The following is a 22,025-nucleotide window of genomic DNA, read 5'->3' as shown; positions in this document are numbered from 1 at the left end:
TTTTTAGTGGTTCACTGACGACAGAGGCCGGTGCTGATTTTCAACGCCGGCCTGCAAAAATTTCGTGAAAAATCAGACGGTACTCAGGTTTTGCGATTACAGGCCGAAAGCCTATCAGACAAGTCGGAAAAGTCGATGCAGCCCCCACAATTATAAAAAGCACGGAGTGACAGGACGATGAACAGTTTGCGCAATATGTCGATCAGCCGGCGCCTGTGGCTGATCCTGATAGTCGCCGTGCTGATGCTGCTGGCCCTGGGTTTGCTGATGCTCAAGCAGATCCATGACGACCTGTACCAGGCCAAGCGCCAGCAGACCCAGCACGTGGTCCAGACCGCCAGCGGGATCCTGACGTTTTATCACAGCCTCGAAACCACCGGCGTGATGACCCGCGACGCCGCCCAGAAGCAAGCCTTGAGCGCGGTACGCGGCTTGCGCTACGACCATGACGACTATTTCTGGATCAACGACCTCACGCCCGTGATGATCATGCATCCGGCCAACCCCAAGCTCGATGGCCAGAACCTCTCGGCCATTCGCGACCCGGACGGGTTTGCCGTGTTCAATGAGTTCGTGATCCTGGCCAAGGCCAAGGGCGCCGGCATCGTCAATTATCGCTGGCCCAAGCCCGGGGCCGACGCGCCAGTGGCCAAAACCTCGTATATCCAGCTGTTCGAACCCTGGGGCTGGATTATCGGCTCCGGCGTGTATGTGGATGACGTGCAGTCCGAGTTCAGCGGCCAGGTGTGGAAAGCTTCGTTCATCGGCCTGGGGATCGCGCTGGTCATGGCACTGCTGGTGTCACTGATCGCGCGCAGTATCGTGCGGCCTTTGCAGGATGCGGTGAACGCCATGGGCAACATTGCCAGCGGCGAAAGCGACCTGACCCGCAGCCTCGACACCCATGGCCGGGACGAAGTCACCCAGCTGTCACAACACTTCAACAGCTTCACCGCCAAGCTGCGCCAGGTGGTGAGCCAATTGCAGGTGTGCGCCAACGCCCTGGGCCAGTCCTCGCAGGAGCTGGGCAACAACGCCACCCAGGCTCACGACCGCAGCCAGCAACAATCGCAGCAGATGGAGCTGGTGGCCACCGCCATCAATGAAGTCACCTACGGCGTGCAGGACGTGGCCAAGAACGCCGAACACGCCGCCAGCGAAATGCGCGACGCTCAGGCCCAGGCGCAACAAGGCCAGGTCAATATCGACGGCAGCCTGCAGCAGATCGACCAGCTCTCCGGCACCATCAACCAGGCGGTGGAGGTGATCCGCACCCTGTCCGCCGAAAGCACCCAGATCGGCAGCGTACTCGAAGTGATCCGCTCCATTGCCGACCAAACCAACCTGCTGGCCCTCAACGCCGCGATTGAAGCTGCCCGCGCCGGTGAACAAGGCCGTGGCTTTGCCGTGGTGGCCGATGAAGTGCGGCTTTTGGCCCAGCGCACGCAAAAATCCACTGCCGAGATCCAGGGCATGATCGAACGCCTGCAAGGCCACTCGGAAGCAGCAGTCAAGGTCATCAGCGACAGCCACAGTGCCTCGCAACTGACCATCGAACAGGCCGGCCAGGCCGGTGCCAGCCTGACTGCCATCGGCCAGGCCCTGCGCAACCTCAACGGCCTCAACGCCTCGATTGCCAGCGCCACCCTGCAACAGGCCCATGTGGTCGAAGACATCAACCAGAACGTCACCCAGGCCGCCGGTCTGTCCCACAGCACCGCGTTGGCGGCGGAACAGTCGAGCGTGGCAAGTGCGCATTTGCGCGGCCTGAGCGACCAACTCGACGGGCTCTTGCGCCAATTCAAAGTCTGACACGCCACTTGTAGGAGCCGGCTTGCCGGCGATAAAGCCCTTGAGACCCGCGCAAGACTCAAGGCCGCCATCGCGGGTAAGCCGGCTCCTACAAAGGATCATCTTTGGTTACAATCCCCGCCCTCTCCCACGCTCCCAAGGAACCCTCATGTCCGGGCTTGAACTGTTCGCCGCCGCCCTTGGGGTGATCGCCGTCTGGCTGACGGTCAAGCAGAACCCATGGTGCTGGCCCATCGGGCTGGTGATGGTGTTGCTGTACACCTGGGTGTTCTTTGACGTGAAACTCTATTCCGACATGCTCTTGCAGGTGGTCTATGCCGCGCTGCAGGTCTACGGTTGGTGGCAGTGGACCCGCGCCGGCGCGGTCAAGCAGGGCCGACAGGTGACCAGTCTGGGCGTGCCGGCCATCCTCGCCAGCCTGGCGGTGGGCGCCCTCGGCAGCCTGTTGCTTGGCGCCGCCATGGCGCACTGGACCGACGCCGCGCAACCCTGGCTCGACGCCGCCCTCACCGGTTTCAGCCTGGTGGCGCAAATGTGGATGGCGCAAAAGCGCGTTCAGTGCTGGCCGCTGTGGATTGCCGTGGATGTGATCTTCGTCGGGCTGTTCCTCTACAAAGGCCTCTACCTCACCGCCGCGCTCTACGCGCTGTTTACTGTGATTGCCGTGCAAGGTTGGCGTGAATGGCGCACTGACCCGGCGCTGCACGCATGAAGGTAGTGGTACTGGCCGGCCCGGAGTCCAGCGGTAAAAGCTGGCTGGCGGCGCAGCTGCAAGCGCAGTTCGGCGGGCTGATGGTGGGCGAATACGTGCGGTACTTCATCGATCACCATCAACGCGACACCACCCTGGCCGACATCCCGGACATCGCCCGTGGCCAACTGGCCTGGGAAGACGCCGCGCGCGCCAAGCAGCCGCAGTTGCTGATCCTCGACACGCACCTGCTGACCAACAGACTCTGGAGCCAAACCCTGTTCGGTGACTGCCCGGCCTGGCTCGACAGTGAACTGCTGGCACGTCACTACGACCTGCACCTGCTGCTATCGCCGGAGGATGTGGAGTGGACCGCCGACGGCCAACGCTGCCAACCGGAACTGGCGGACCGCCAGGCGTTTTTCCAGGCCAGCCTGGACTGGATGCGGCAGCACCACCAACCGTTCTTGGTGATCGGTGGAGATTGGGCACAGCGCCGGGTCATGGCCTTCGCCGCCGTGACGAAGTTATTGGCGTAGCGACCGACCATCGGGCCGACGCAGTTCATGGCCCTGCCCGTCAGTCAACCTTCTAAAGGAGACTGGCCCATGAATATGCGTATCGTTGCCCGCCTGATCAACCTGCCTGAAAACCGCGGTGTGCGTGTCGAGACCGCGACGCACCCCATGTTGCTGGTCCGCGTCGGCGACCAGGTCCGGGCCTTCCAGGCCGACTGCCCGCACGCGGGTGCACCGCTGGAGAAAGGCGTGATCTGCGCAGGCCGCATCGTGTGTCCCTGGCACAAGGCCGCGTTCGCCGTGGACAGCGGCGCCGTGCAGGAACCGCCGGCGCTGGTCGGGCTCAGGCAATACCCGGTGCAGGTTCACGATGGCGTGGTGAGTGTCGGTGACGAGCCCATCAGCGCCGAGCCCACGCAGCCGCGTGAGGACACGCGCTGTTTTGCCGTGATCGGTGCAGGCGCCGCCGGTGCCGCCGCCGTGGCCACCCTCAAACACCACGGGTTTGCCGGGCGCTTGCTGTGGATCGACCGCGAACAGCAGCCCGCCTACGATCGCACCGCCCTGAGCAAATTCGTGATTGCCGGTGAAATGGCCGCCGAGGACACCCCGCCCCTGCTGGACGAGAGCGCGAACATTCATGGCGAAGTGCTGCGCCTGGACGCCATCGGCAAGCGCATCGAATTGGCTGATGGCCGCCAGTTCGACTACGACGCCGCACTGGTCGCCACCGGTGGCAACGCACACCCCCTGGATATCCCAGGTGCCCAGCTCAATAACGTGTTCGTGCTGCGCAGCCGCGAAGACGCCGCGCGTATCAGCGCGGCCGCAGAACACGCCACCTGCGCGGTGATCATCGGTGACAGTTTTATCGGCCTGGAGGCGGCGTCGGCCCTGCGTCAACGCGGCCTGGTTGTGCAGGTGGTCAGCCGCCACACCATCCCGCTGGCAGCGCAACTGGGCAAGCGCATCGGCGGCGCCCTGCGCCAGTTGCACCAAGACCACGGCGTGATCTTTCACAGCAACACCGAGCCCGAACGCCTGGACGGGCATGGCGCCGTGAGTACGGTGCTGTTGAAAAACGGCAATCGCCTGGCGGCCGACCTGGTGTTGATGGGCGTCGGCGTAACACCCGCCACTGCCTTTATCGACGGCGTTACCAAAGCCGAGGACCAATCACTTGTCGTCGATGATCAACTGCTGGCTGCGCCGGGCCTGTGGGCCGCCGGCGACAACGTGACCTTCCCCTGGCAGCACCAACCCACGCGCATCGAACACTGGCGCCTGGCCCAACAGCTCGGCGTGCTGGCGGCGCGTACTATGCTCGGTGACACCCAGGTGTACGCCGACGTGCCGTTCTTCTGGACCTACCACTTCGACAAGACCTTCGAGGTGCTCGGCCACCCGCAGCACTGGAACCGACTGCACCTGGAGGGCGACCTGCAACGGCATGATTTCATCGCCCTGCTCTGCCATGACGATCAGGTGGAAGCGGTGATTGCCTGCGCACACCCGCAAGCGATGGCGCGCCTGTCACAACGCATGCAGCAGCCCCTGGGCAAGACCGAAGCCCTCGAACTGATCCGCAGCCATTAGCGTTTTTTACGTGTGCCCAGTTGAATCCACGTCGGCGCATGGTCGCTGGCGTGGGGCTCGTTGCGCACCCAGGCATCCACGCCGGCGTCTTTCAGATAAGGCGCGAGCGCCGGGTTGAGCAACAGGTGATCGATGCGCAGGCCTGAATTGGTTTGCCAGTGCTGACGGAAGTAATCCCAGAAGGTGTAGACGCGCGCCTCTGGGTAAAGGTGGCGCACCGAATCGGTCCACCCTTGGTCCAGCAGGCGCTGGTAAGCCTCGCGGCTTTGCGGTTGCAGCAAGGCATCCTTGAGCCAGGAACGCGGGTTGTAGATATCCCGGTCAGTGGGCACCACATTGAAATCCCCGGCCAGGAGCACCGGATGTTCACTGGCTTGCAGCACCTTTGCATAGGCAATCAAGCGTTCGAACCACGCCAATTTATACTCAAACTTCGGCCCGGGTTGCGGGTTGCCGTTAGGCAAATACAGGCAGCCGACCAGTACGCCATGCACGGCGGCCTCGATATAGCGGCTTTGCGTGTCGCTGTCATCACCGGGCAAACCGCGCCGGCTTTCCAGCGGCTGGGCATCCCGCGCCAGGATCGCTACGCCGTTCCAGGACGCTTGCCCCAGGCAGATCGCGCCATAGCCGGCGGCTTCGAAGTCGGCATAGGGGAATAGGCTCTCGGCGGCCTTTAGTTCCTGCAGGCACACCACATCGGGCTGTTCCCGCGCCAGCCATTGCAGCAGGTTCGGCAGCCGGGCACGAATGCCGTTGATATTGAAGGTGGCGATTTTCAGGGCTTTCATGGGGTCCGGTCCTTCCAGGGCTCTTGGGGTAGAGCCCTGGAGAGGAACGGATGTTCAATCCAACACACCACAACTGTTGGAGCGGGCTTACCCGCTCCCACCGTTTTTTTACTGCGTCAGGCCTTAATAGCCGAGCGACAGCCCGGTGTTGCGACGCGGATCATTCGCCCCATAGAAACGGTTGTTACCCACCGGCTTGCCACCCAGGGAGGGTGCGCCGACCAGGATCGCCGCCAAGTGGTTGGCGTCCTGTGGACCGGCGAACTTATGGCCCCAGCTTTCGAGGATCTTCTGGGTATCCGGGCTGACCGCGAAGGTCTCCAGGTTGGTGGTTTCCGGCATCCATTGCTGGTGGAAACGCGGCGCGTCCACGGCTTCCTGGATGTTCATTTTGTAGTCGATGACATTCAGGATCGTCAGCAAGGTAGCGGTGATGATGCGGCTGCCACCCGGCGTACCGACCACCATCACGGCCTTGCCGTCCTTGGTCACGATGGTCGGGCTCATCGACGACAGCGGCGCCTTGCCGGGTGCGATGGCGTTGGCTTCACCCTGGACCAGGCCGTACATGTTCGGCACGCCAACCTTGACGGTGAAGTCATCCATTTCATCGTTGAGGATCACCCCGGTCTTGCTCGCCATCACGCCCGCACCGAACCAGTCGTTGAGGGTGTAGGTGACCGACACCGCGTTGCCCCACTTGTCGACGATGGAATAGTGGGTGGTGTTATTGCCTTCATGGGGCGACACGCCCGGCTTGATCGCCTGGGAGTCACCGGTTTTTTGCGGTTCGATGGCATCGCGCAGTTTTGCCGCGTAGTTTTTATCCAGCAGGTGCTCGATCGGGTTCTTCACGAAGTCCGGGTCGCCGAGGTAGCTGTTGCGGTCCACGTAGGCGTGGCGCATGGCCTCGATCTGGTAGTGCAGGCCCTGGGCCGAGTGATAGCCGAGGTCGGCCATCGGGTAACCTTCGAGGATGTTCATGATCTGGCAGATCACCACGCCACCGGAGCTCGGAGGCGGTGCCGAGACCACGTGGTAGCCACGGTAATCGCACTCGATGGGCGCCAACTCGCGGGTCTTGTACTTGTCGAGGTCAGCCTGGGTGATGATGCCCTTGCCGGCCTGGCTGGAGTCCACCAGGGCCTTGGCCACCCAGCCTTTATAGAAACCGTCGCTGCCCTTGGCCGAGATTTCCTTGAGGGTCTTGGCCAGGTCTTTCTGCACCAGCTTCTGGCCCACCTGCATTGGCTGGCCGTTGTGCAGGAAGATGCCGCGCATGTCCTTGTCTTTTTCGAACTCGCCGGTAGCGGTGTGCAACAGGTCGATATCGCCCTGCTCCAGGGCAAAGCCGTTCTCGGCCAGTTTGATCGCCGGAGCGATGACCTGGGCGCGCTTGAGGGTGCCGTATTTGCTCAGGGCCAGTTCCATCCCCGACACGGTGCCCGGTACACCCACGGCCAGGTGGCCTTTGGCGCTGAGGCCTTCGATGACGTTACCGTCTTTATCCAGGTACATATTGGCGGTGGCCGCCAGCGGGGCTTTTTCGCGGAAATCGAGGAAGGTCTTGCGCCCGTCCGCCAGCTGCACGGTCATGAAACCGCCGCCGCCGAGGTTGCCTGCCGCCGGGTACACCACCGCCAGCGCATAGCCCACGGCCACGGCTGCATCGACCGCATTGCCGCCGGCCTTGAGCACATCCACGCCGACATGAGTTGCCAAATGCTGGGCCGTTACCACCATGCCATTTTCACCGGCCACCGGGGCCTGGGAAGCGGCTTGCACACCACTGACCGTCAACACCAGGGCTGTGGCAATCAAGGTACGGCTGAAGGGTTGGTATTTCATCCATGGCTACTCTAGTTATTAAGACGCACCAAAATAGCCCGACGCAGATTGAATCCCCAGCGCAATGGCGTTTTTATTACAGAACTTGTCGGTCACAGAACGGACCCGAAAAAGCCCATGCTATATTTCGCGCCCAGACTGTCTTGCAAGGCCCCTTTGACATGGCGATCAAGAAGACCGGCATCCGCGCCCAACAGGCCGACCAGACCCGCGCGCGCATCCTCCAGGCGGCGGTCAAGGTGTTCACCCGCGACGGTTATTCCGGCGGGCGCGTCGACACCATCTCCAAGGAAGCCGACTCCAACGACCGCATGCTTTATTACTATTTCGGCAGCAAGGAACACCTGTTCGTCTGCGTGCTGGAGCACACCTACGAGCAATTCAACAAAGCCGAAAGCAAGCTCAAGCTCAACCTCGACGCACCGGAGCAGGCCCTGCGTGACCTGGTGGCGTTTATCTGGAACTACTACGTCAAGCACCCGGAATTCGTGGCGATCCTGAGCATCGAGAACCTGCACCAGGGCAAACATGCCCAGCAGTCTGGGGAGATGCGCAGGTTGTCGGGGGAAGCCGTGGGCGTGCTTAAGCCGATCATCGAAGCCGGCCAGGCCCAGGGCGTGTTTCGCCAGGATGTGGACCTCAAGCACGTGTACCTGATGATTGCGTCGCTGTGCTACTTCTATAACTCCAACCGGCACACGCTGAGTTCGTTCCTTGGAGAAGACCTGGCGGACAAGGGGCAGCAGCAGGATTGGCTGGGGTTTATCAGTGATTTGGTGGTGCGTGGGGTATCTCCCATCCCCCTGTAGAAACGCAATCCAAATGTGGGAGCAGGCTTGCTCGCGAACGCGGAGTGCCAGTCGCTGCAGATGTTGACTGGACAACCGCATTCGCGAGCAAGCCCGCTCCCACAGTTTTTATCGCGCAGCGTCAGTGAGTACCGGGGTTGGCGCGCAGGTGGGCGACCTTCTGTTCCAAGCCACTCCACTGTGGCGCATTCGGCGCGAATTGCCCGCGCAGATAAGCCGCCAAATCCGCCACCTGGCTATTGGACAAACTGTCCTTGAAGCCCGGCATATACCCCAGGTCCTTGGTCGCCGGGTTGCTGATGCCTTGCAGAATTACCTTGATCAAATTATCCGGCTGATCGCTGTGCACATTGGTGTTGGTCGCCAACGACGGGCTTACCCCAAACAATTTCGGCCCCAGGCCGTCGGCATGGCAGGCCTTGCATGAGCCTTCGAACACCCGTCGGCCATTGGGATTTGGCACGGTGACGGCAGCGGCCACCTGGGCCTCGGCCGCCGCTTCGCCGTTAAGCGACGCCAGGTACACCGCCATGGCGCGGATATCCGCCTTGGGCAGTTTCGACAACTCGCTGACCACCGGCCCCATCGGGCCTGCCGCTACGCCGTGGGCATCGGAATAGCCGGTGCTCAGGTAAGTAAACAGTTGATCTTCGGTCCACGGCGTCGGCGCCTTCGACAGCCCCGTCAACGCCGGTGCCTCCCAGCCATCGACCCTGCCGCCCGCCAAAAATGCCTTGCCGCCCTTCTCCGCACCCAGCAGGTTGCGTGGCGAATGGCACGCGGCGCAGTGACCCAGGCCATTGACCAGGTAATTCCCACGGTTCCATTGCTCGCCGCGCTCAGGCTGCGGCGTGATTTCACCGCGCCGAAGATTCAGGGCGTTCCACCCCGCCATCAACGGCCGGATATTGAACGGAAAGCGCATGGCATTTGGCGTCGGCGCCTGACTCACCGGCGCCTGGGACATCAGGTAGGCATACAGCGCCTGCATGTCCGCCTCATTGATGTTGCGAAACGCCGTGTAGGGAAACGCCGGGTACAGGTTGCGCCCGTCACGGCCAATACCGTCGCGCATCGCCCGCTCGAAGGCCGGGTACGACCAGGCGCCGATCCCGGTCTTCACGTCCGGGGTGATGTTGCTGCTGCACAGCGTGCCGAACGGCGTTTCCATGGCCAGCCCACCGGCATTGGTCGCACCACCGGGCGCCGTGTGGCACACCGCGCAATCCCCCGCCGCCGCCAGTAAACGCCCGCGCTCCAGGGTGGCCTTGGACCAAGTGCCGGCGCTGGGCGGAGCAATTGGAGCGATTTCAGGGTGGAACGGCCAGGCTGTCGCCAGCACCGCGCCCAAGGTGGCGAACAGCGCGCCGAACCACCACTTCCTGCGTTTTTGCGGCGACTTGGCCGGTTCACCCAGGGTCGCGGCATTCAGTGCCGCCAGCACGCGCTCCGGGGTGATCGGCAATTCGCGAAACCGAATGCCGGTGGCGTCGTAGATGGCATTGGCGATTGCCGCCGCGCTGGGCACCGAGGCCGACTCACCGGCACCCATCGGCGGCTGGTCCTGGCGCGGCATCATCATCACGTCGATCTTCGGCACTTCGGGGAAGGTCAGGATCGGATAGCCGCCCCACTCCTTGCTCGCCACCGTCGACTCTTCAAAGGTCACCCGCTCCTTCAGCACACGGCTGGTGGACTGGATCACGTTGCCGTGGATCTGGTGCTGCACCCCGGCCGGGTTGATCATCATCCCCGAATCGTGGCCGATCACCACGCGCGTCACCGACACATCGCCGGTCTGCTTGTCGATGGCCACATCCGCCACCCACGCAGCCCAGGCCGCGCCGAACCCCGGGAACTTGCTGTGGATGTAGCGCGCGTAGGCAAAGCCACGGCCACGCAGCAGATGGTCCTCGTTGGCGATTTGCATCGGCGCGGTGCGCGGTGCCCAGTTGGCGCGTTCGGCGGTGGATTTCACCAGGTCGATGGCGCGTTCGTCCTTGAGGTAACGCAGGCGGTATTCCACCGGGTCGACGCCGGCGGCGAACGCCAGCTCGTCAATATAGGATTCGTGGGCAAAGGTGTTGGGCAGGGCCGATACGCCACGCATCCACGAGGCACGCACGATGGGTGCCATGTCGTTAATGGTCACGCGCAGGTTGTCGATGTCGTAGGGCGGGATGGACGTGCGGTCGCCCATCTCGAACATCGCCGCCACCGGCTCGACGCGGCCGGTCAGCAACAGCGCCAGGGTCGGCGCGCCGTTGGAAGGGTAACTGGTTTCAAAGTCATAGGCGGCGATACTGCCATCGGCGTTGAGGCCGCCGTCCACCTCCATCAATTGCGCGGTCCCCTTGGGCTCCCACAGATGCTCCTGCTCGCGGGTCAGCTGCACACGCACCGGCTTGCCGACCGCGCGGGACAACAGCAAGGCATCGGCGCATACATCGTCGGCGCAATTGCGCCCATAACAGCCGGCAGCCTCCATGCGGATCACATCGATCAGGCCTTCTTCGCATTCCAGCAACCACGCCAGGTCGGCGCGCAACAGGTGCGGGTTCTGGCTGCCCGACCACACCCGGCTGCCGGCCGGCGAGTAATCCGCCACGCTGCAGGACGGACCGATCGAGCCATGCATCTGGTAGGGCCACAGGTAACTGCGGGGCATGCGCTGGGAGGCATTGGCCAGGGCTGCATCCACGTCGCCCTGGTCGAGGACGGTGCGGCGCACGCGGGGGTTGTCGCGGATGGCCTGCTCGACATCGCTCATGTCCGGCAAGGCGTTGTTCCAGGGTTTCCACCGCACCTGCAGGTCGGCGGCCGCCTTGATCGCCTGCTCTTCCCGCAACGCCACCACCCCGACGAAATCGCGGATCACCACCACTGCGACCACGCCAGGGATGTGTGCGATGGACGCCTCATCCACACTCAGCAAGCTATTGCCGACAAACTCCCCGCAATCAAGCCCGGCATACGGCGGGCGAACCACCCGGCCATGGAGCATGCCCGGCACACGCATGTCATGTACGTAAGTCAGCTCACCGGTGGCCTTGCCGGGGATATCCACGCGTGCGGCGCCCTTGCCTACCAGGCGGTAGTCCTCGACGGATTTCAACGGGGCATCGCCGCTGATGCGCAGTTGGTCGTGCTGGCCGCTGACCAGTTCGCTGTAGGTGGTGGTGCGCCCGTCAGCGGCCTGGATTACGCCGGCGTCTACCTTGAGACTGCCGGTGCTCACGCCCCAGCGCCCCGCCGCCCGCGCCAGTAGAAACCGCCGCGCCTCGGCTGCCGCATTGCGCAGGGGCACTGCGGAGATCTGCAACGTGGCGCTGGCAATGGTCGCGCCCTGGTTGGGTACGCGCTCAGTGTCGCCGAGCACCATCTTGACCTGGTCCATCGCCAGGTCCAGCTCTTCGGCGACGATCTGCGCCAACGCGGTGCGAATGCCGGTGCCCAGGTCCACATGGCCATTGAACGCATACACCAGGCCGTCGTCGTTCACCGCAATGAACAGCCCCAGTTCCTTGGGTTTCACGGTGGGTGTGCCGCCCTTGGCCACCGGCCCCGAGGGCGGCAGCACGTCATCGACGATCAACAGGACGCCGGCCTTGGCCAGCCACTGGTCACGGGAAAGCGGTGTGTCGGTCATGGTCATCAATCCACAGTCATCAGGCGGGCGGCACGCAGCACGGCGCGCAGGATTTCAATATGGGTGCCGCAGCGGCAGAGGTTGCCCGACAGCGCGTTGCGTACCTCGGCTTCGCTGGGGTTAGGGTTACGGTCGAGCAAGGCCTTGGTGGTCATGATCATGCCGTTGAGGCAGTAGCCACATTGCGCGGCCTGCTCGTCGATAAAGGCTTGTTGCACCAGGTGCGGCGCATGGCGCGTGCCCAGACCTTCCAGGGTGACAATCTCGCGGCCTGCGGCACCCGACAACGGAAACACACAGGAACGGGCCGCCACCCCATCGATGATCACGGTGCACGCACCGCACTCCCCGAGGCCGCAGCCATATTTGGGGCCATTGAGTTCCAGGTCATTGCGCAGCACCAGCAACAGCGGCGTGTCCGCCATGGCGCTGACTTCGCTTTTTTGCCCGTTGACCTCAAGCGTTACCGTGATGTGCTGGCTGATCATTTGCTTCGCCCGTAACAGTTGGTGAAGTGGTCACTACATGAAACAGTCAAAAAAAAGCGTCGCGGACCTGGGGTCTCACGACACACTTGACGAATGAAGTGACTACTACATGAACTCAAAGCAAAAGCGGTGCCAGAAGGCGGATAGATACCCTGTGGTGAGCGGGCTTGCCCCGCGCTGGGTGGCGCAGCCGCCCCAATAATGCCACCGAGTTCTTCCAGATGAATGGCGGTGTCTGGTTTCAGGGCCGCTTCACGCCCCAGCGCGGGGCAAGCCCGCTCACCACAATTATTCCTGCGGGTCGTCGATCATCTTGCGCAGCAAGAACAGCACTGCCACCCGTTCGGCGGGGTTGAGGTTGCTCATGGTCAATTCGCTGATCTGCGCGGCGCGCGGCGCAGTCTGGGCGACCAGTTCGGCGCCTTCCGGGGACAAGTCCACCACCACTTTGCGCTTGTCCTGCGGGTCCGGTTCCAGGCTGATCAGTTCCTTGGCCTTGAGCCGTTCGACGATGCCGCGAATGGTCGCCTGGTCCACGGCCGTCGCCTTGACCAGCTCGGTCAGCGAACTTGCACCGTGATCGCGCAGCGCGCACAGGGTCACGAACTGCACGGCGGTGAGCTGGGAATCGCCGACATTCTGCTGAAAGATCGCCAAGTGGCGCTGGTAGGCCTTGCGCAGCAGGTGGCCAACTTGTTCAGAAAAGACGTAGGAATCAGGCACGGCGGAGCTCGAAAAATGGCTGGCGATGGGGAGGCATGATAACGGGATGTGCCGCAAACACCTACCGATGTAGGAGCCGGCGTGCCGGCTCCTAGAGGGGCGTTCAGCGGGCCAGGGAGGCTGCCGGGGCGACGACGTCACCGGCGATGACCACGGCTTCGTCATCCAGGTACACATCGCAATTGCGCAGCGGGATATCCATGTGGCACGGCGTCTTGCGTGTCCCGCCCACTTCGGTATTCGGCCCGGTGGAGAACAGGAAGTTGCCATAGAACGCCCGCGCGTCCATGCACATGCCATCGTTCTTGTCGTGCAGGCCCATCGCCGTCCACTGCGCCCGTGGCTGCAGGCCCCAGCCGATATGGGAGATGCCGTACACCTCGGGGTCGTTGAAGTACTTCATGTAGTCACGCAGGTATTCGGCCTCGAATCCCCCGTGGATCTTGGTGATGAAGCCCTTTTCGATCTCCAGGGTGATCTTCTCGCGGGTGTAGGTCTTGAACGGCAGCAGGATGTCGCCGATGTCCAGCACCAGCACGCCTTCGGCGGTTTCTTCGTTGGGCCAGGAGAACAGGAAGCCGCTCGGCCAATGGTCCCAGCGCCCCGGCTCGTCGGCAAAGCCGTATTCGGTCACCGACGGGTATTGCCCCAGGGCAGCGCGGAAGTCACTGCCGGCGCGGGATTTCACGTGGATTGAGCGTGCCTTTTTCAGCAACTGCTCGGCCGCCAGCACGCGCACTTTGTCTTCTTCGGTGGGCAGCATGCGCGCCAGCACTTCGGGCGGCTCCACGGCCAGCAGGATGCGCGTGCCAGTCTTGAGGATCTGCTCCTGCTCCGGCGAGTGCAGCAGCATCATGGTGTCGACGATCAGGTCGGCGGCTTCCAGTGCGCGTTGCGCCGCGATATTGCCGGTAAGCGCGGTGTCGCCGCAGTAGGCGGTCATGTCGTTGCCCATCGCCCTGGGATGGTTGAACGACGGCAACTCCACCGCATACACCTTGGCCCCCAGGCGCTGCGCAGCATCCATCGCAGCACGCACGGTGCGCGGGTCGGAGTAATGGCTCTTGAGCACGGCAACGCTCTGGGTCGGGTCGACCTTGGACAGCGTCAACACGTGTTCAAACATCTGGGTCAGTTCGCAATCGCTTACCGGCATTTTCCTGTCTCCTGTGGGCCTGCACCAAGTTCAAGCACTGCGCTTCACTCTAGTGCATTTTTATAGCGTACACGTCATTTAATAACGATAAGACCCGAATTGCAGACAGACTGCAAGCGGCGCGCCAAAACGTTACCTATCGAAACAATCCCCGTATTTATTGGCTACATCACGTTACACGGGATAACTATGACCAAAAAATAATTTTGCAGAGACAGGCTTCCCATTTCAAAAAATGAGCGTATACACTTTAAAAACCTTGCGGACAGACGCCGCCGAAAATCAAAAAGAGAGAGGAACACGCCCCATGGGAAGCACTCAGAAAATCGCCATCGTCGGCGCCGGCCTTGGCGGTGCCGCCGCTGCCACCCTTTTGCAGCAAGCTGGTTTCGACGTGGATGTGTATGAGCAGGCGCCGGAGTTTTCCCGCTTGGGTGCCGGGATCCACATGGGTCCCAACATCATGAAAATCTTCCGCCGCATGGGCATCGAAAAACAGCTGGACCTGATGGGCTCGCACCCCGAGCACTGGTTCAGCCGTTGCGGCGAAACCGGCGACTACCTCTCGCGCATCCCGCTCACCGGCTACGGCGCGTCCTACATCACCGTGCACCGTGGCGACCTGCATGCGCTGCAGATGTCTACCCTCAAGCCCGGCACCCTGCACTTCAACAAGCGCCTGGAAACCCTCGAGGAAACCGACACCCAGGTGCGCCTGACCTTCGCCGACGGCCAGGTGACCTACGCCGACATCGTGATCGGTGCCGACGGCATCAATTCCAAGATCCGCGAAGAACTGCTCGGCGTGGAAAAACCGCTGTACAGCGGCTGGGTCGCACACCGTGCGCTGATCCGTGGCGACCAGTTGGCCAAGTACGACCTGAAGTTCGAAGACTGCATCAAATGGTGGACCGAAGACCGCCACATGATGGTCTATTACACCACCGGCAAGCGCGACGAGTACTACTACGTGACCGGCGTTCCCCATGCCGAATGGGACTTCCAGGGCGCGTTCGTCGACAGCAGCCGCGAAGAGATGTTCGACGCCTTCAAGGGCTACCACCCCACCGTCCAGGCCCTGATCGAGTCCACCGAAAGCGTGACCAAATGGCCGCTGCGCAACCGCAACCCGTTGCCACTGTGGAGCTGTGGGCGCCTGGTGCTGCTCGGCGACGCCTGCCACCCGATGAAGCCCCACATGGCCCAGGGTGCCGGCATGGCCATCGAAGACGCGGCGATGCTCACCCGCTGCCTGCAGGAAACCGGCATCAGCGACTACCGCACCGCGTTCCAGCTCTACGAAGCCAACCGCAAGGAACGTGCATCACGGGTACAAGCGGTGTCCAACGCCAACACCTGGCTGCGCACCCAGGAAGACCCGGCCTGGGTCTACGGTTATGACCTGTACGCGCAGGAACTCAAATCGGGGGTGGCCGCGTGAGCACCTTCCTCTACGGCGGCAACGTGCAGGCCAATGGCATTCGCCAGCACTACCTGCGTTACGGCGGCAAGGGCCCGGCGCTGATCCTGATCCCCGGCATCACCAGCCCGGCGATCACCTGGGGCTTCGTGGCCGAGCGCCTGGGCGCGCAGTTCGACACCTACGTGCTCGATGTGCGTGGTCGCGGCCTCTCGTCTACCGGCCCCGAGCTGGACTACAGCGCGGACACCTGCGCCGCAGACATCGGTGCCTTTGCCGATGCACTCAACCTGCACAGCTACCACTTGATGGGCCACTCCATGGGCGCGCGCTTTGCCGTGCGCAGCGCGGTGCTGCACCCCCAGGGCGTCAACCGCGTGGTGCTGATCGACCCGCCGGTGTCCGGCCCGGGCCGACGCGAATACCCGAGCAAGCTGCCGTGGTATGTCGATTCGATCCGCCAATCCCTGGTGGGCATGGACGCCGAGGCGATGCGCGCCTTCTGCGCCACCTGGACCGACGAACAACTGCAACTGCGCGCCGAATGGCTGCACACCTGCTATGAGCCCGCCATCGTGCGCGCCTTCAATGACTTCCACACGGTGGACTTCCACCACGACCTGCCCCACCTCAAGGCCCCTGCCCTGTTGATGGTGGCCGGGCGCGGCGGCGTGATCCTCGATGAAGACATTGCCGAAATCCAGGACCTGCAACCGGCCATCCAGGTGGCCCGCGTTCCGAATGCCGGGCACATGATTCCGTGGGATGACTTCGACGGTTTCTTCCACGCCCTTGGCGACTTCCTCGAACAATAACCATGGAGACCACCATGCAGAAGCCTTACCGCATCGGCCAGATCGTGCCCAGTTCCAACACCACCATGGAAACCGAGATCCCGGCGATGCTCACCGCACGCCAGGCGATCCGCCCCGAGCGTTTTACCTTTCACTCCAGCCGCATGCGCATGAAGCAAGTGCGCAAGGAAGAACTGGCGGCCATGGACGGCGAGTCCGACCGTTGTGCCGTCGAGCTGTCCGACGCCAAGGTCGATGTGCTGGGTTATGCGTGCCTGGTGGCGATCATGGCCATGGGCCTGGGTTATCACCGCAACTCCGAACAACGCCTGCGCAAAGCCACCGCCGACAACGACGCCAACGCCCCGGTGATCACCAGCGCCGGCGCCTTGATCGAAGGCCTGAAAGTGATGGGCGCCAAGCGCATCGCGATTGTTGCGCCGTACATGAAACCGCTGACCGAACTGGTGGTGAACTACATCCGCGAAGAAGGCTTCGAGGTGGTGGACTGGCGTGCGCTGGAGATCCCGGACAACCTCGAAGTGGCCCGCCACGATCCAGCCAACCTGCCGGCTATCGTCGCCGGCATGAACCTGGAAGGTGTCGATGTGATCGTGCTGTCCGCCTGCGTGCAGATGCAATCGCTGCCAGTGGTGGCCAAGGTCGAGGCGCAAACCGGCAAACCGGTGCTCACCGCCGCCATCGCCACTACCTACGCGATGCTCAAGGCCCTGGACCTGGAACCTATCGTTCCCGGTGCTGGCGCCCTGCTTTCCGGCGCTTATTAACGGGAGCGGAGAGTTCCTTTGTGGTGAGCGGGCTTGCCGCAAAAAAAGCGCGCTCACGACAGACATGAATGAGGGGTTGAACGATGAGTGAACAATCCGCCGACGCCAACTACCAAGGCGTATGGGGCAACCGCATCGGCTTCGGCAAGAAAGCCGCACTGCTGATGATCGACTTCATGCAGGGCTACACCACCGAAGGCGCGCCGCTGTTTGCGCCGGGTGTGGTCACGGCTGTAGCTGAAAGCGTCGAGCTGCTGGCCACCGCACGCAAGCACGGGATTGCGGTGGTGCACACCAATATCCGCTACCATCCCGGCCATTTCGTCGATGGCGGGATCTGGGTCAAGAAGGCCCCGGTGATGAAAGACATGATCGAAGGCAACCCACTGGCGGCGTTCTGCGCCGACGTGTTGCCCCAGGCCGATGAAGTGGTGATCACCAAACAGTACGCCAGTGCGTTCTTCGGCAGCAGCCTGGCGCCGATGCTGCATGCCCAGGGCATCGACACCGTGGTACTGGCCGGTTGTTCCACCAGCGGCTGCATCCGCGCCACGGCGGTGGATGCGGTGCAACACGGGTTTCGCACCATCGTCGTGCGCGAATGCGTCGGCGACCGGCACCCGGCCCCCCATGAAGCCAACCTGTTCGATATCGACAGCAAGTATGGCGACGTAGTGAGCAAGCAGGAGGCGATGCGCAAATTCAAGGAGCAATAAGACGGTACTGAGAACCGCGCCATAGAGTGCGGTCTTGAACAAACTGAGGCCCGGCCTTGGAACACATTCAAATGTGGAAACCGATCCCTGTGGGAGCCGGGCTTGCCCGCGATGCAGACGCTGCGGTGTAACAGTGACACCGCGCCGATGCCATCGCAGGCAAGCCAGCTCCCACATATGCCCGGCGTCCATATGGATCGTGTCCAGGCGCCGCTCTCAGTCTTCTGACACTGCCTTTGGAAGTCGCTTCTACAGCACTCCGAAGTGCTGGAACAAAAGCGGCTGTATAAAAACCATAAGTCACCGCCAGGAGACACCCAATGCCCATTGCGAATGCAGCGCCCGCGACCACCGTCGCCGACCCGGTCAACACGCTTTACCACAAGATCACTTGGAAACTGATTCCGTTCCTGTGCTTCTGCTACCTGGCCGCCTACCTCGACCGCATCAACATCGGCTTCGCCAAACTGCAAATGCTCGACCAACTGCAGTTCAGCGAAACCGCGTTCGGCCTCGGTGCCGGCCTGTTTTTTGTCGGTTACATCCTGTTCGAAGTGCCGAGCAACCTGGTGCTGGAACGGGTCGGCGCGAAAATCTGGATCGCGCGCATCATGATCACCTGGGGCCTGCTCTCGGCCTGCACCATGCTGGTCACCTCCACCACCCAGTTCTACATCCTGCGTTTTCTGCTCGGCGCGGCCGAGGCGGGCTTTCTGCCGGGCGTGCTGTACTACCTGACCACCTGGTTCCCCACCCATCGGCGCGGGCGCATCATCGCGCTGTTCATGATCGGCCTGCCGCTGTCCAGCGTGATCGGCGGCCCGCTGTCCGGCTGGATCATGGGCCACTTCGACCACATGGGCGGGCTGCGCGGCTGGCAGTGGCTGTTCCTGATCGAAGCGGTACCCAGCGTATTGCTGGGCGTGCTGACCTTCTGGGCACTGCCCAACACCTACCAGCAAGCCAAATGGTTGTCGGCTGAGGAAAAGGCCCTGCTGGAAACCGAACTGCGCAAGGATGACGCCGACGGCGCCGGCAGCAAGCACAGCTTCCGTGACGGGTTCTTCAACCTCAAAGTGTGGATGCTCGGCGGTATCGACTTCTCGATCCTGCTCAGCGCCTATGCCATGGGCTTCTGGATGCCGACCTTCATCCGCAACGCCGGGGTCACCGACACCTTCCATATCGGCGTGCTCACTGCACTACCAAGCGTCGCCGCCCTGCTCGGCATGCTGCTGATCGGTGCCAGTTCCGACAAGCACCGCGAACGCCGCTGGCACATCATCGTGCCGTTTTTCATCGGTGCGGCGGCGATGGCCACCAGCACCTTCTTCACCCATAACGTAGCGGCCACCGTGGCGCTGTTCGCGATTGCCTCGGCGGCGATCATCGGCGCGGTGCCGGTGTTCTTCAGCCTGCCGGCGACCTTTCTCAAAGGCACTGCGGCGGCCACCGGCTTTGCCCTGGCCTGCTCGGTGGCGAATATCGCAGGCCTGGTGAGCAACTCGTTGATGGGCGTTGCGATCGACGTCACGGGCAGCAGTGCCGGTGCCTTGTGGTTTTTCGCTGGCTGCCTGATTCTCAGCAGCTTCCTGGTCATCGCCTTGCCGGCGAAACTGGTGAACCGTTGATAACAACAACTTTTTCGGATGAATCACCATGCAAGGCTTCTTGAAACGCTGTGCGTTGCTTGTGGCGGTCGGCCTGTGTGCCGGCACCGCGCAGGCCGCGGAAAAAGTCATCTTCGACACCGACTTCAATGTGCTCAACGATGACGGCCAAGCCTTCATCATGCTCGCCCAGTTGCACGCGCAAAAACGCATCGAGCTGCTGGGCATGACCCTGGTCAGTGGCAACGCCTGGGTCGACCAGGAACAGGTCGATGCCCTCAAGGCCGTGGAACGCATGGGCGTGGAGAAAGAGGTCGGCGTCTATTCCGGCGCCGCCTACCCGCTGCTGCACGACTACGCCACCTATGAGGCGGAAAAGGCCCTGTTCGGTTCCGGTTGGCCAGGGGCGTTCAAGAACCCGCGTCCTACCTCGCCCGCGCAGTTGGTCACGCCACCGGATGGCCTGGCCACGCACACGAAACTGCGCAGCGAGACGGCCGCGCAGTTCATTGTGCAAAGCGTGCGCGCCAACCCGCACCAGGTGACGATCCTTGCCGTCGGCCCGCTGACCAACGTCGCCCTGGCGATTCGCTCGGCGCCGGATATCGTGCCGCTGATCAAGCGCATCGTGTACATGGGTGGCGCCCTGGAGATTCCGGGCAACACCACGCCGGCGGCGGAATTCAATTGGTGGTTCGACCCGGAGGCCGCGAAGATCGTGTTGCGCGCGCCGATCGAACACGTGATTTTCCCCAACGATGTGTGCGAGAAAGTCACCTTCGACAAGGCGGTGTACCAACGCGTGATCGCCCAGAAAGGCCCGATTGCCGACCTGTACACGCATGAGTTCGGGCCGTTGTTCGACAAGGACCCTAGCTACCACAGCTTTACCTGGGACAGCTTGCCGGCGCTGTACCTGGTCAACCCAGAGATTGTCACGCAATCGCGCGATTTGTGGGTGGGTGTAGACGCCACCTTCGGCGCCGACTACGGCCGCGCACTGGGCTACCAGAAAGGCGCCCCGGTAGGCACGCAGAAGGCCAAGGTGGTGTTCGGTGTGGACCAGAAGAAATTCTGGGATGGCTACGTCAACCTCGTGACCCTGCCGACGCCGGTCAAGCACTGACCGGCCCGGCGCTCCCACCTTGCGTGGGAGCGCATTCTTTTTCAGTTGCTCAGCGTTGAGTACATATCCGTTATTGGTCAACGGTTATGCACTTATCAATCACATCACGCAAAACCATGGCGACCACAACCGCGTCAGACGCCGAAGCCACATTGGTAAACCCCATCAACACCCCCTGCCCCCGCCCAGCCTCAAGCGTCCAGGAAGACAGTGCCTGCACCGCCAACCCCGCTCCACCAGCGGCCTCAGCCACGACAAGGTCCGGCACATCCACCACCAACCGCGCCAGCAAATTAATCCCCCCCGCCTGCTCATCCACCCGCAGATACCCGGCACAATGCACGCGCAACGCCTCCACCAGATATGCCCTGCGCTGCGCATACAACTGGCGCATCTTCTTCAAATGCCGGGTGAAATGCCCCTGCTCGAGAAAATCCGCCGCCGTCAATTGCAACAACTGCGCCCCACGCTGCTGCAACGCCTCGGCCGCACGCTCAAACGCCGACACCAACGACACAGGCACCACCAGATACCCCAAGCGCAACCCCGGGAACAGCATCTTGCTGAAGCTTCCGGCATAGATTACTCGGTCATCCGTATCCTGGCTCTTGAGCGCCGCCAACGGCTGCCCGCGATAGCGAAATTCACTGTCATAGTCATCCTCTACCACCCAACTGCCCTGCTCTCGCGCCCATTCCAGCAAGGCCTGCCGCCGCAGCGGGCTCAACGCCACACCCAAGGGGCTCTGGTGCGCCGGGGTGACTATCGCCAGTCGCGCCCCACGCCCCCGTGCAATGCCCTGCGCGACATCCAGCCCATCGCGATCCACCGGCACCGGCACCAGTTCCACACCGCGATGCCTCAACAACTGCCGCGCATGCAAGTACCCGGGGTCTTCGAACCAGCAGCGCTGCCCCGCCATCGCAAGCGTTTCGCAGACCAGGGTGAGGCCGCCCGCATACCCGGCACACACAAACACCTGCTGGGGCGTGCACTCCACGCCGCGATACAACGCCAGGTAGCTGGCAATCGCCACACGCAGCGCCTGGGTGCCGCGCACGTCGCCCATCGCCAGGCTGTCCGCATCGGTGCGGCGCACTTGCTGGGTCACCAGGCGTGCCCACAATTTGCGCGGGAACGCATCCAGGGCGGGCAGGCCCATTTGCAACGGCCGAGGGCCTGAAGTCACCGGCAGCGCAACCGGCATGGGTTTCACCGACACCTGCGGCAGCGCCTCGGCAATCACGGTCCCCGCTTGCCCGCGCGCCTCGAAGAAACCTTCGCTGACCAGCAGTTGATACGCCGCCTCCACCGTGCCCCGCGCCACCTTGAGCTCCTGGGCCAGCGCCCGCACCGAGGGCACGCGCTCGCCGGCGCGCAATTGGCCCTGGTCGATGGCCTGGCGAAAACGCCGGTAGATTTCCTGGTATTTGGGCAGTGACGACATCGCAAGTGGCTCGGCGGGAAGACAGGCCGAAGTCTGATCATGT

The 22,025-nt window shown here is 62.7% G+C and carries 18 protein-coding genes; 11 read left to right on the top strand and 7 right to left on the bottom strand.

Features of this window, described 5'->3' with window-relative positions:
- The first annotated feature begins 177 nt into the window (after window positions 1-177).
- The 4 genes from KUA23_RS13565 (at window position 178) to KUA23_RS13550 (ending at window position 4,617) form a co-directional block, all read left to right on the top strand.
- Window positions 178-1,812, top strand: a complete 1,635-nt coding sequence (locus tag KUA23_RS13565) for a methyl-accepting chemotaxis protein (protein WP_252994130.1) — start codon at window positions 178-180, stop codon at window positions 1,810-1,812.
- Between the two features lie 148 nt (window positions 1,813-1,960).
- A complete protein-coding gene (gene pnuC / locus KUA23_RS13560) occupies window positions 1,961-2,524 on the top strand; it encodes a nicotinamide riboside transporter PnuC (RefSeq protein WP_252994129.1) in 564 nt (187 codons plus the stop codon).
- Window positions 2,521-3,042, top strand: coding sequence for an AAA family ATPase (locus KUA23_RS13555; RefSeq protein WP_100490833.1), 522 nt, complete (start codon window positions 2,521-2,523; stop codon window positions 3,040-3,042). The genes pnuC and KUA23_RS13555 overlap by 4 nt, the downstream gene beginning before the upstream one ends.
- Window positions 3,043-3,111: 69 nt before the next feature.
- Window positions 3,112-4,617: an FAD-dependent oxidoreductase gene (locus tag KUA23_RS13550; RefSeq protein WP_252994128.1), complete on the top strand. Its 1,506-nt coding sequence runs from the start codon at window positions 3,112-3,114 to the stop codon at window positions 4,615-4,617.
- Here KUA23_RS13550 and KUA23_RS13545 read toward each other — a convergent pair.
- Both KUA23_RS13545 and ggt read right to left on the bottom strand, forming a co-directional pair.
- Window positions 4,614-5,408 (bottom strand): exodeoxyribonuclease III, encoded by a 795-nt coding sequence (locus tag KUA23_RS13545; RefSeq protein ID WP_252994127.1) that lies wholly within the window; start codon window positions 5,406-5,408, stop codon window positions 4,614-4,616. The two genes, KUA23_RS13550 and KUA23_RS13545, sit on opposite strands and share 4 nt — an antisense overlap.
- Before the next feature lie 123 nt (window positions 5,409-5,531).
- Window positions 5,532-7,256: a gamma-glutamyltransferase gene (gene ggt, locus KUA23_RS13540; protein WP_252994126.1), complete on the bottom strand. Its 1,725-nt coding sequence runs from the start codon at window positions 7,254-7,256 to the stop codon at window positions 5,532-5,534.
- Between the two features lie 161 nt (window positions 7,257-7,417).
- Here ggt and KUA23_RS13535 point away from each other — a divergent pair, with 161 nt between their 5' ends.
- Window positions 7,418-8,065 carry a TetR/AcrR family transcriptional regulator gene (locus KUA23_RS13535; RefSeq protein ID WP_078048283.1) on the top strand — a complete coding sequence of 216 codons (648 nt, stop codon included), beginning with the start codon at window positions 7,418-7,420 and terminating at the stop codon, window positions 8,063-8,065.
- Between the two features lie 121 nt (window positions 8,066-8,186).
- Here KUA23_RS13535 and KUA23_RS13530 read toward each other — a convergent pair whose 3' ends face one another.
- From KUA23_RS13530 to KUA23_RS13515, 4 genes are all read right to left on the bottom strand, one after another.
- Complete coding sequence (locus KUA23_RS13530; protein ID WP_252994125.1) at window positions 8,187-11,714, bottom strand: molybdopterin cofactor-binding domain-containing protein; 3,528 nt, start codon at window positions 11,712-11,714, stop codon at window positions 8,187-8,189.
- 5 nt (window positions 11,715-11,719) lie between these two features.
- Window positions 11,720-12,202 carry a (2Fe-2S)-binding protein gene (locus KUA23_RS13525; RefSeq protein WP_252994124.1) on the bottom strand — a complete coding sequence of 161 codons (483 nt, stop codon included), beginning with the start codon at window positions 12,200-12,202 and terminating at the stop codon, window positions 11,720-11,722.
- Between the two features lie 288 nt (window positions 12,203-12,490).
- Window positions 12,491-12,925: a MarR family winged helix-turn-helix transcriptional regulator gene (locus KUA23_RS13520; RefSeq protein WP_034108832.1), complete on the bottom strand. Its 435-nt coding sequence runs from the start codon at window positions 12,923-12,925 to the stop codon at window positions 12,491-12,493.
- Window positions 12,926-13,028: 103 nt separating this feature from the next.
- Window positions 13,029-14,081: a 2,5-dihydroxypyridine 5,6-dioxygenase gene (locus tag KUA23_RS13515; protein ID WP_100490837.1), complete on the bottom strand. Its 1,053-nt coding sequence runs from the start codon at window positions 14,079-14,081 to the stop codon at window positions 13,029-13,031.
- 307 nt (window positions 14,082-14,388) lie between these two features.
- Between KUA23_RS13515 and KUA23_RS13510 the strand changes: the two genes are divergently transcribed.
- From KUA23_RS13510 to KUA23_RS13485, 6 genes are all read left to right on the top strand, one after another.
- Window positions 14,389-15,522 (top strand): FAD-dependent monooxygenase, encoded by a 1,134-nt coding sequence (locus KUA23_RS13510; protein ID WP_252994123.1) that lies wholly within the window; start codon window positions 14,389-14,391, stop codon window positions 15,520-15,522.
- Window positions 15,519-16,316 carry an alpha/beta fold hydrolase gene (locus KUA23_RS13505; RefSeq protein WP_078048280.1) on the top strand — a complete coding sequence of 266 codons (798 nt, stop codon included), beginning with the start codon at window positions 15,519-15,521 and terminating at the stop codon, window positions 16,314-16,316. Before KUA23_RS13510 ends, KUA23_RS13505 begins: the two co-directional genes overlap by 4 nt.
- 14 nt (window positions 16,317-16,330) lie before the next feature.
- Entirely contained in the window at window positions 16,331-17,083 is a 753-nt protein-coding gene (locus KUA23_RS13500) for a maleate cis-trans isomerase family protein (protein WP_010210656.1), read from the top strand.
- Between the two features lie 83 nt (window positions 17,084-17,166).
- Window positions 17,167-17,799: an N-carbamoylsarcosine amidohydrolase gene (locus tag KUA23_RS13495; RefSeq protein WP_252994122.1), complete on the top strand. Its 633-nt coding sequence runs from the start codon at window positions 17,167-17,169 to the stop codon at window positions 17,797-17,799.
- Window positions 17,800-18,119: 320 nt separating this feature from the next.
- Complete coding sequence (locus tag KUA23_RS13490; protein WP_078048278.1) at window positions 18,120-19,430, top strand: MFS transporter; 1,311 nt, start codon at window positions 18,120-18,122, stop codon at window positions 19,428-19,430.
- A 28-nt stretch (window positions 19,431-19,458) separates the two neighbouring features.
- Complete coding sequence (locus tag KUA23_RS13485) at window positions 19,459-20,535, top strand: nucleoside hydrolase (protein ID WP_252994121.1); 1,077 nt, start codon at window positions 19,459-19,461, stop codon at window positions 20,533-20,535.
- A 70-nt stretch (window positions 20,536-20,605) separates the two neighbouring features.
- On the opposite strand, the gene pdxR is transcribed toward KUA23_RS13485, so the two are convergent.
- On the bottom strand, window positions 20,606-21,982 hold the full coding sequence (gene pdxR / locus KUA23_RS13480; RefSeq protein ID WP_346356405.1) for a MocR-like pyridoxine biosynthesis transcription factor PdxR: 1,377 nt from the start codon (window positions 21,980-21,982) through the stop codon (window positions 20,606-20,608).
- Between the last annotated feature and the right edge of the window lie 43 nt (window positions 21,983-22,025).

Origin of the sequence: Pseudomonas pergaminensis (assembly GCF_024112395.2) — a bacterium.
Taxonomy (GTDB): domain Bacteria; phylum Pseudomonadota; class Gammaproteobacteria; order Pseudomonadales; family Pseudomonadaceae; genus Aquipseudomonas; species Aquipseudomonas pergaminensis.
Note: the sequence above shows the minus strand (reverse complement) of the source record. Positions and strands in the feature narration are given on the sequence as shown.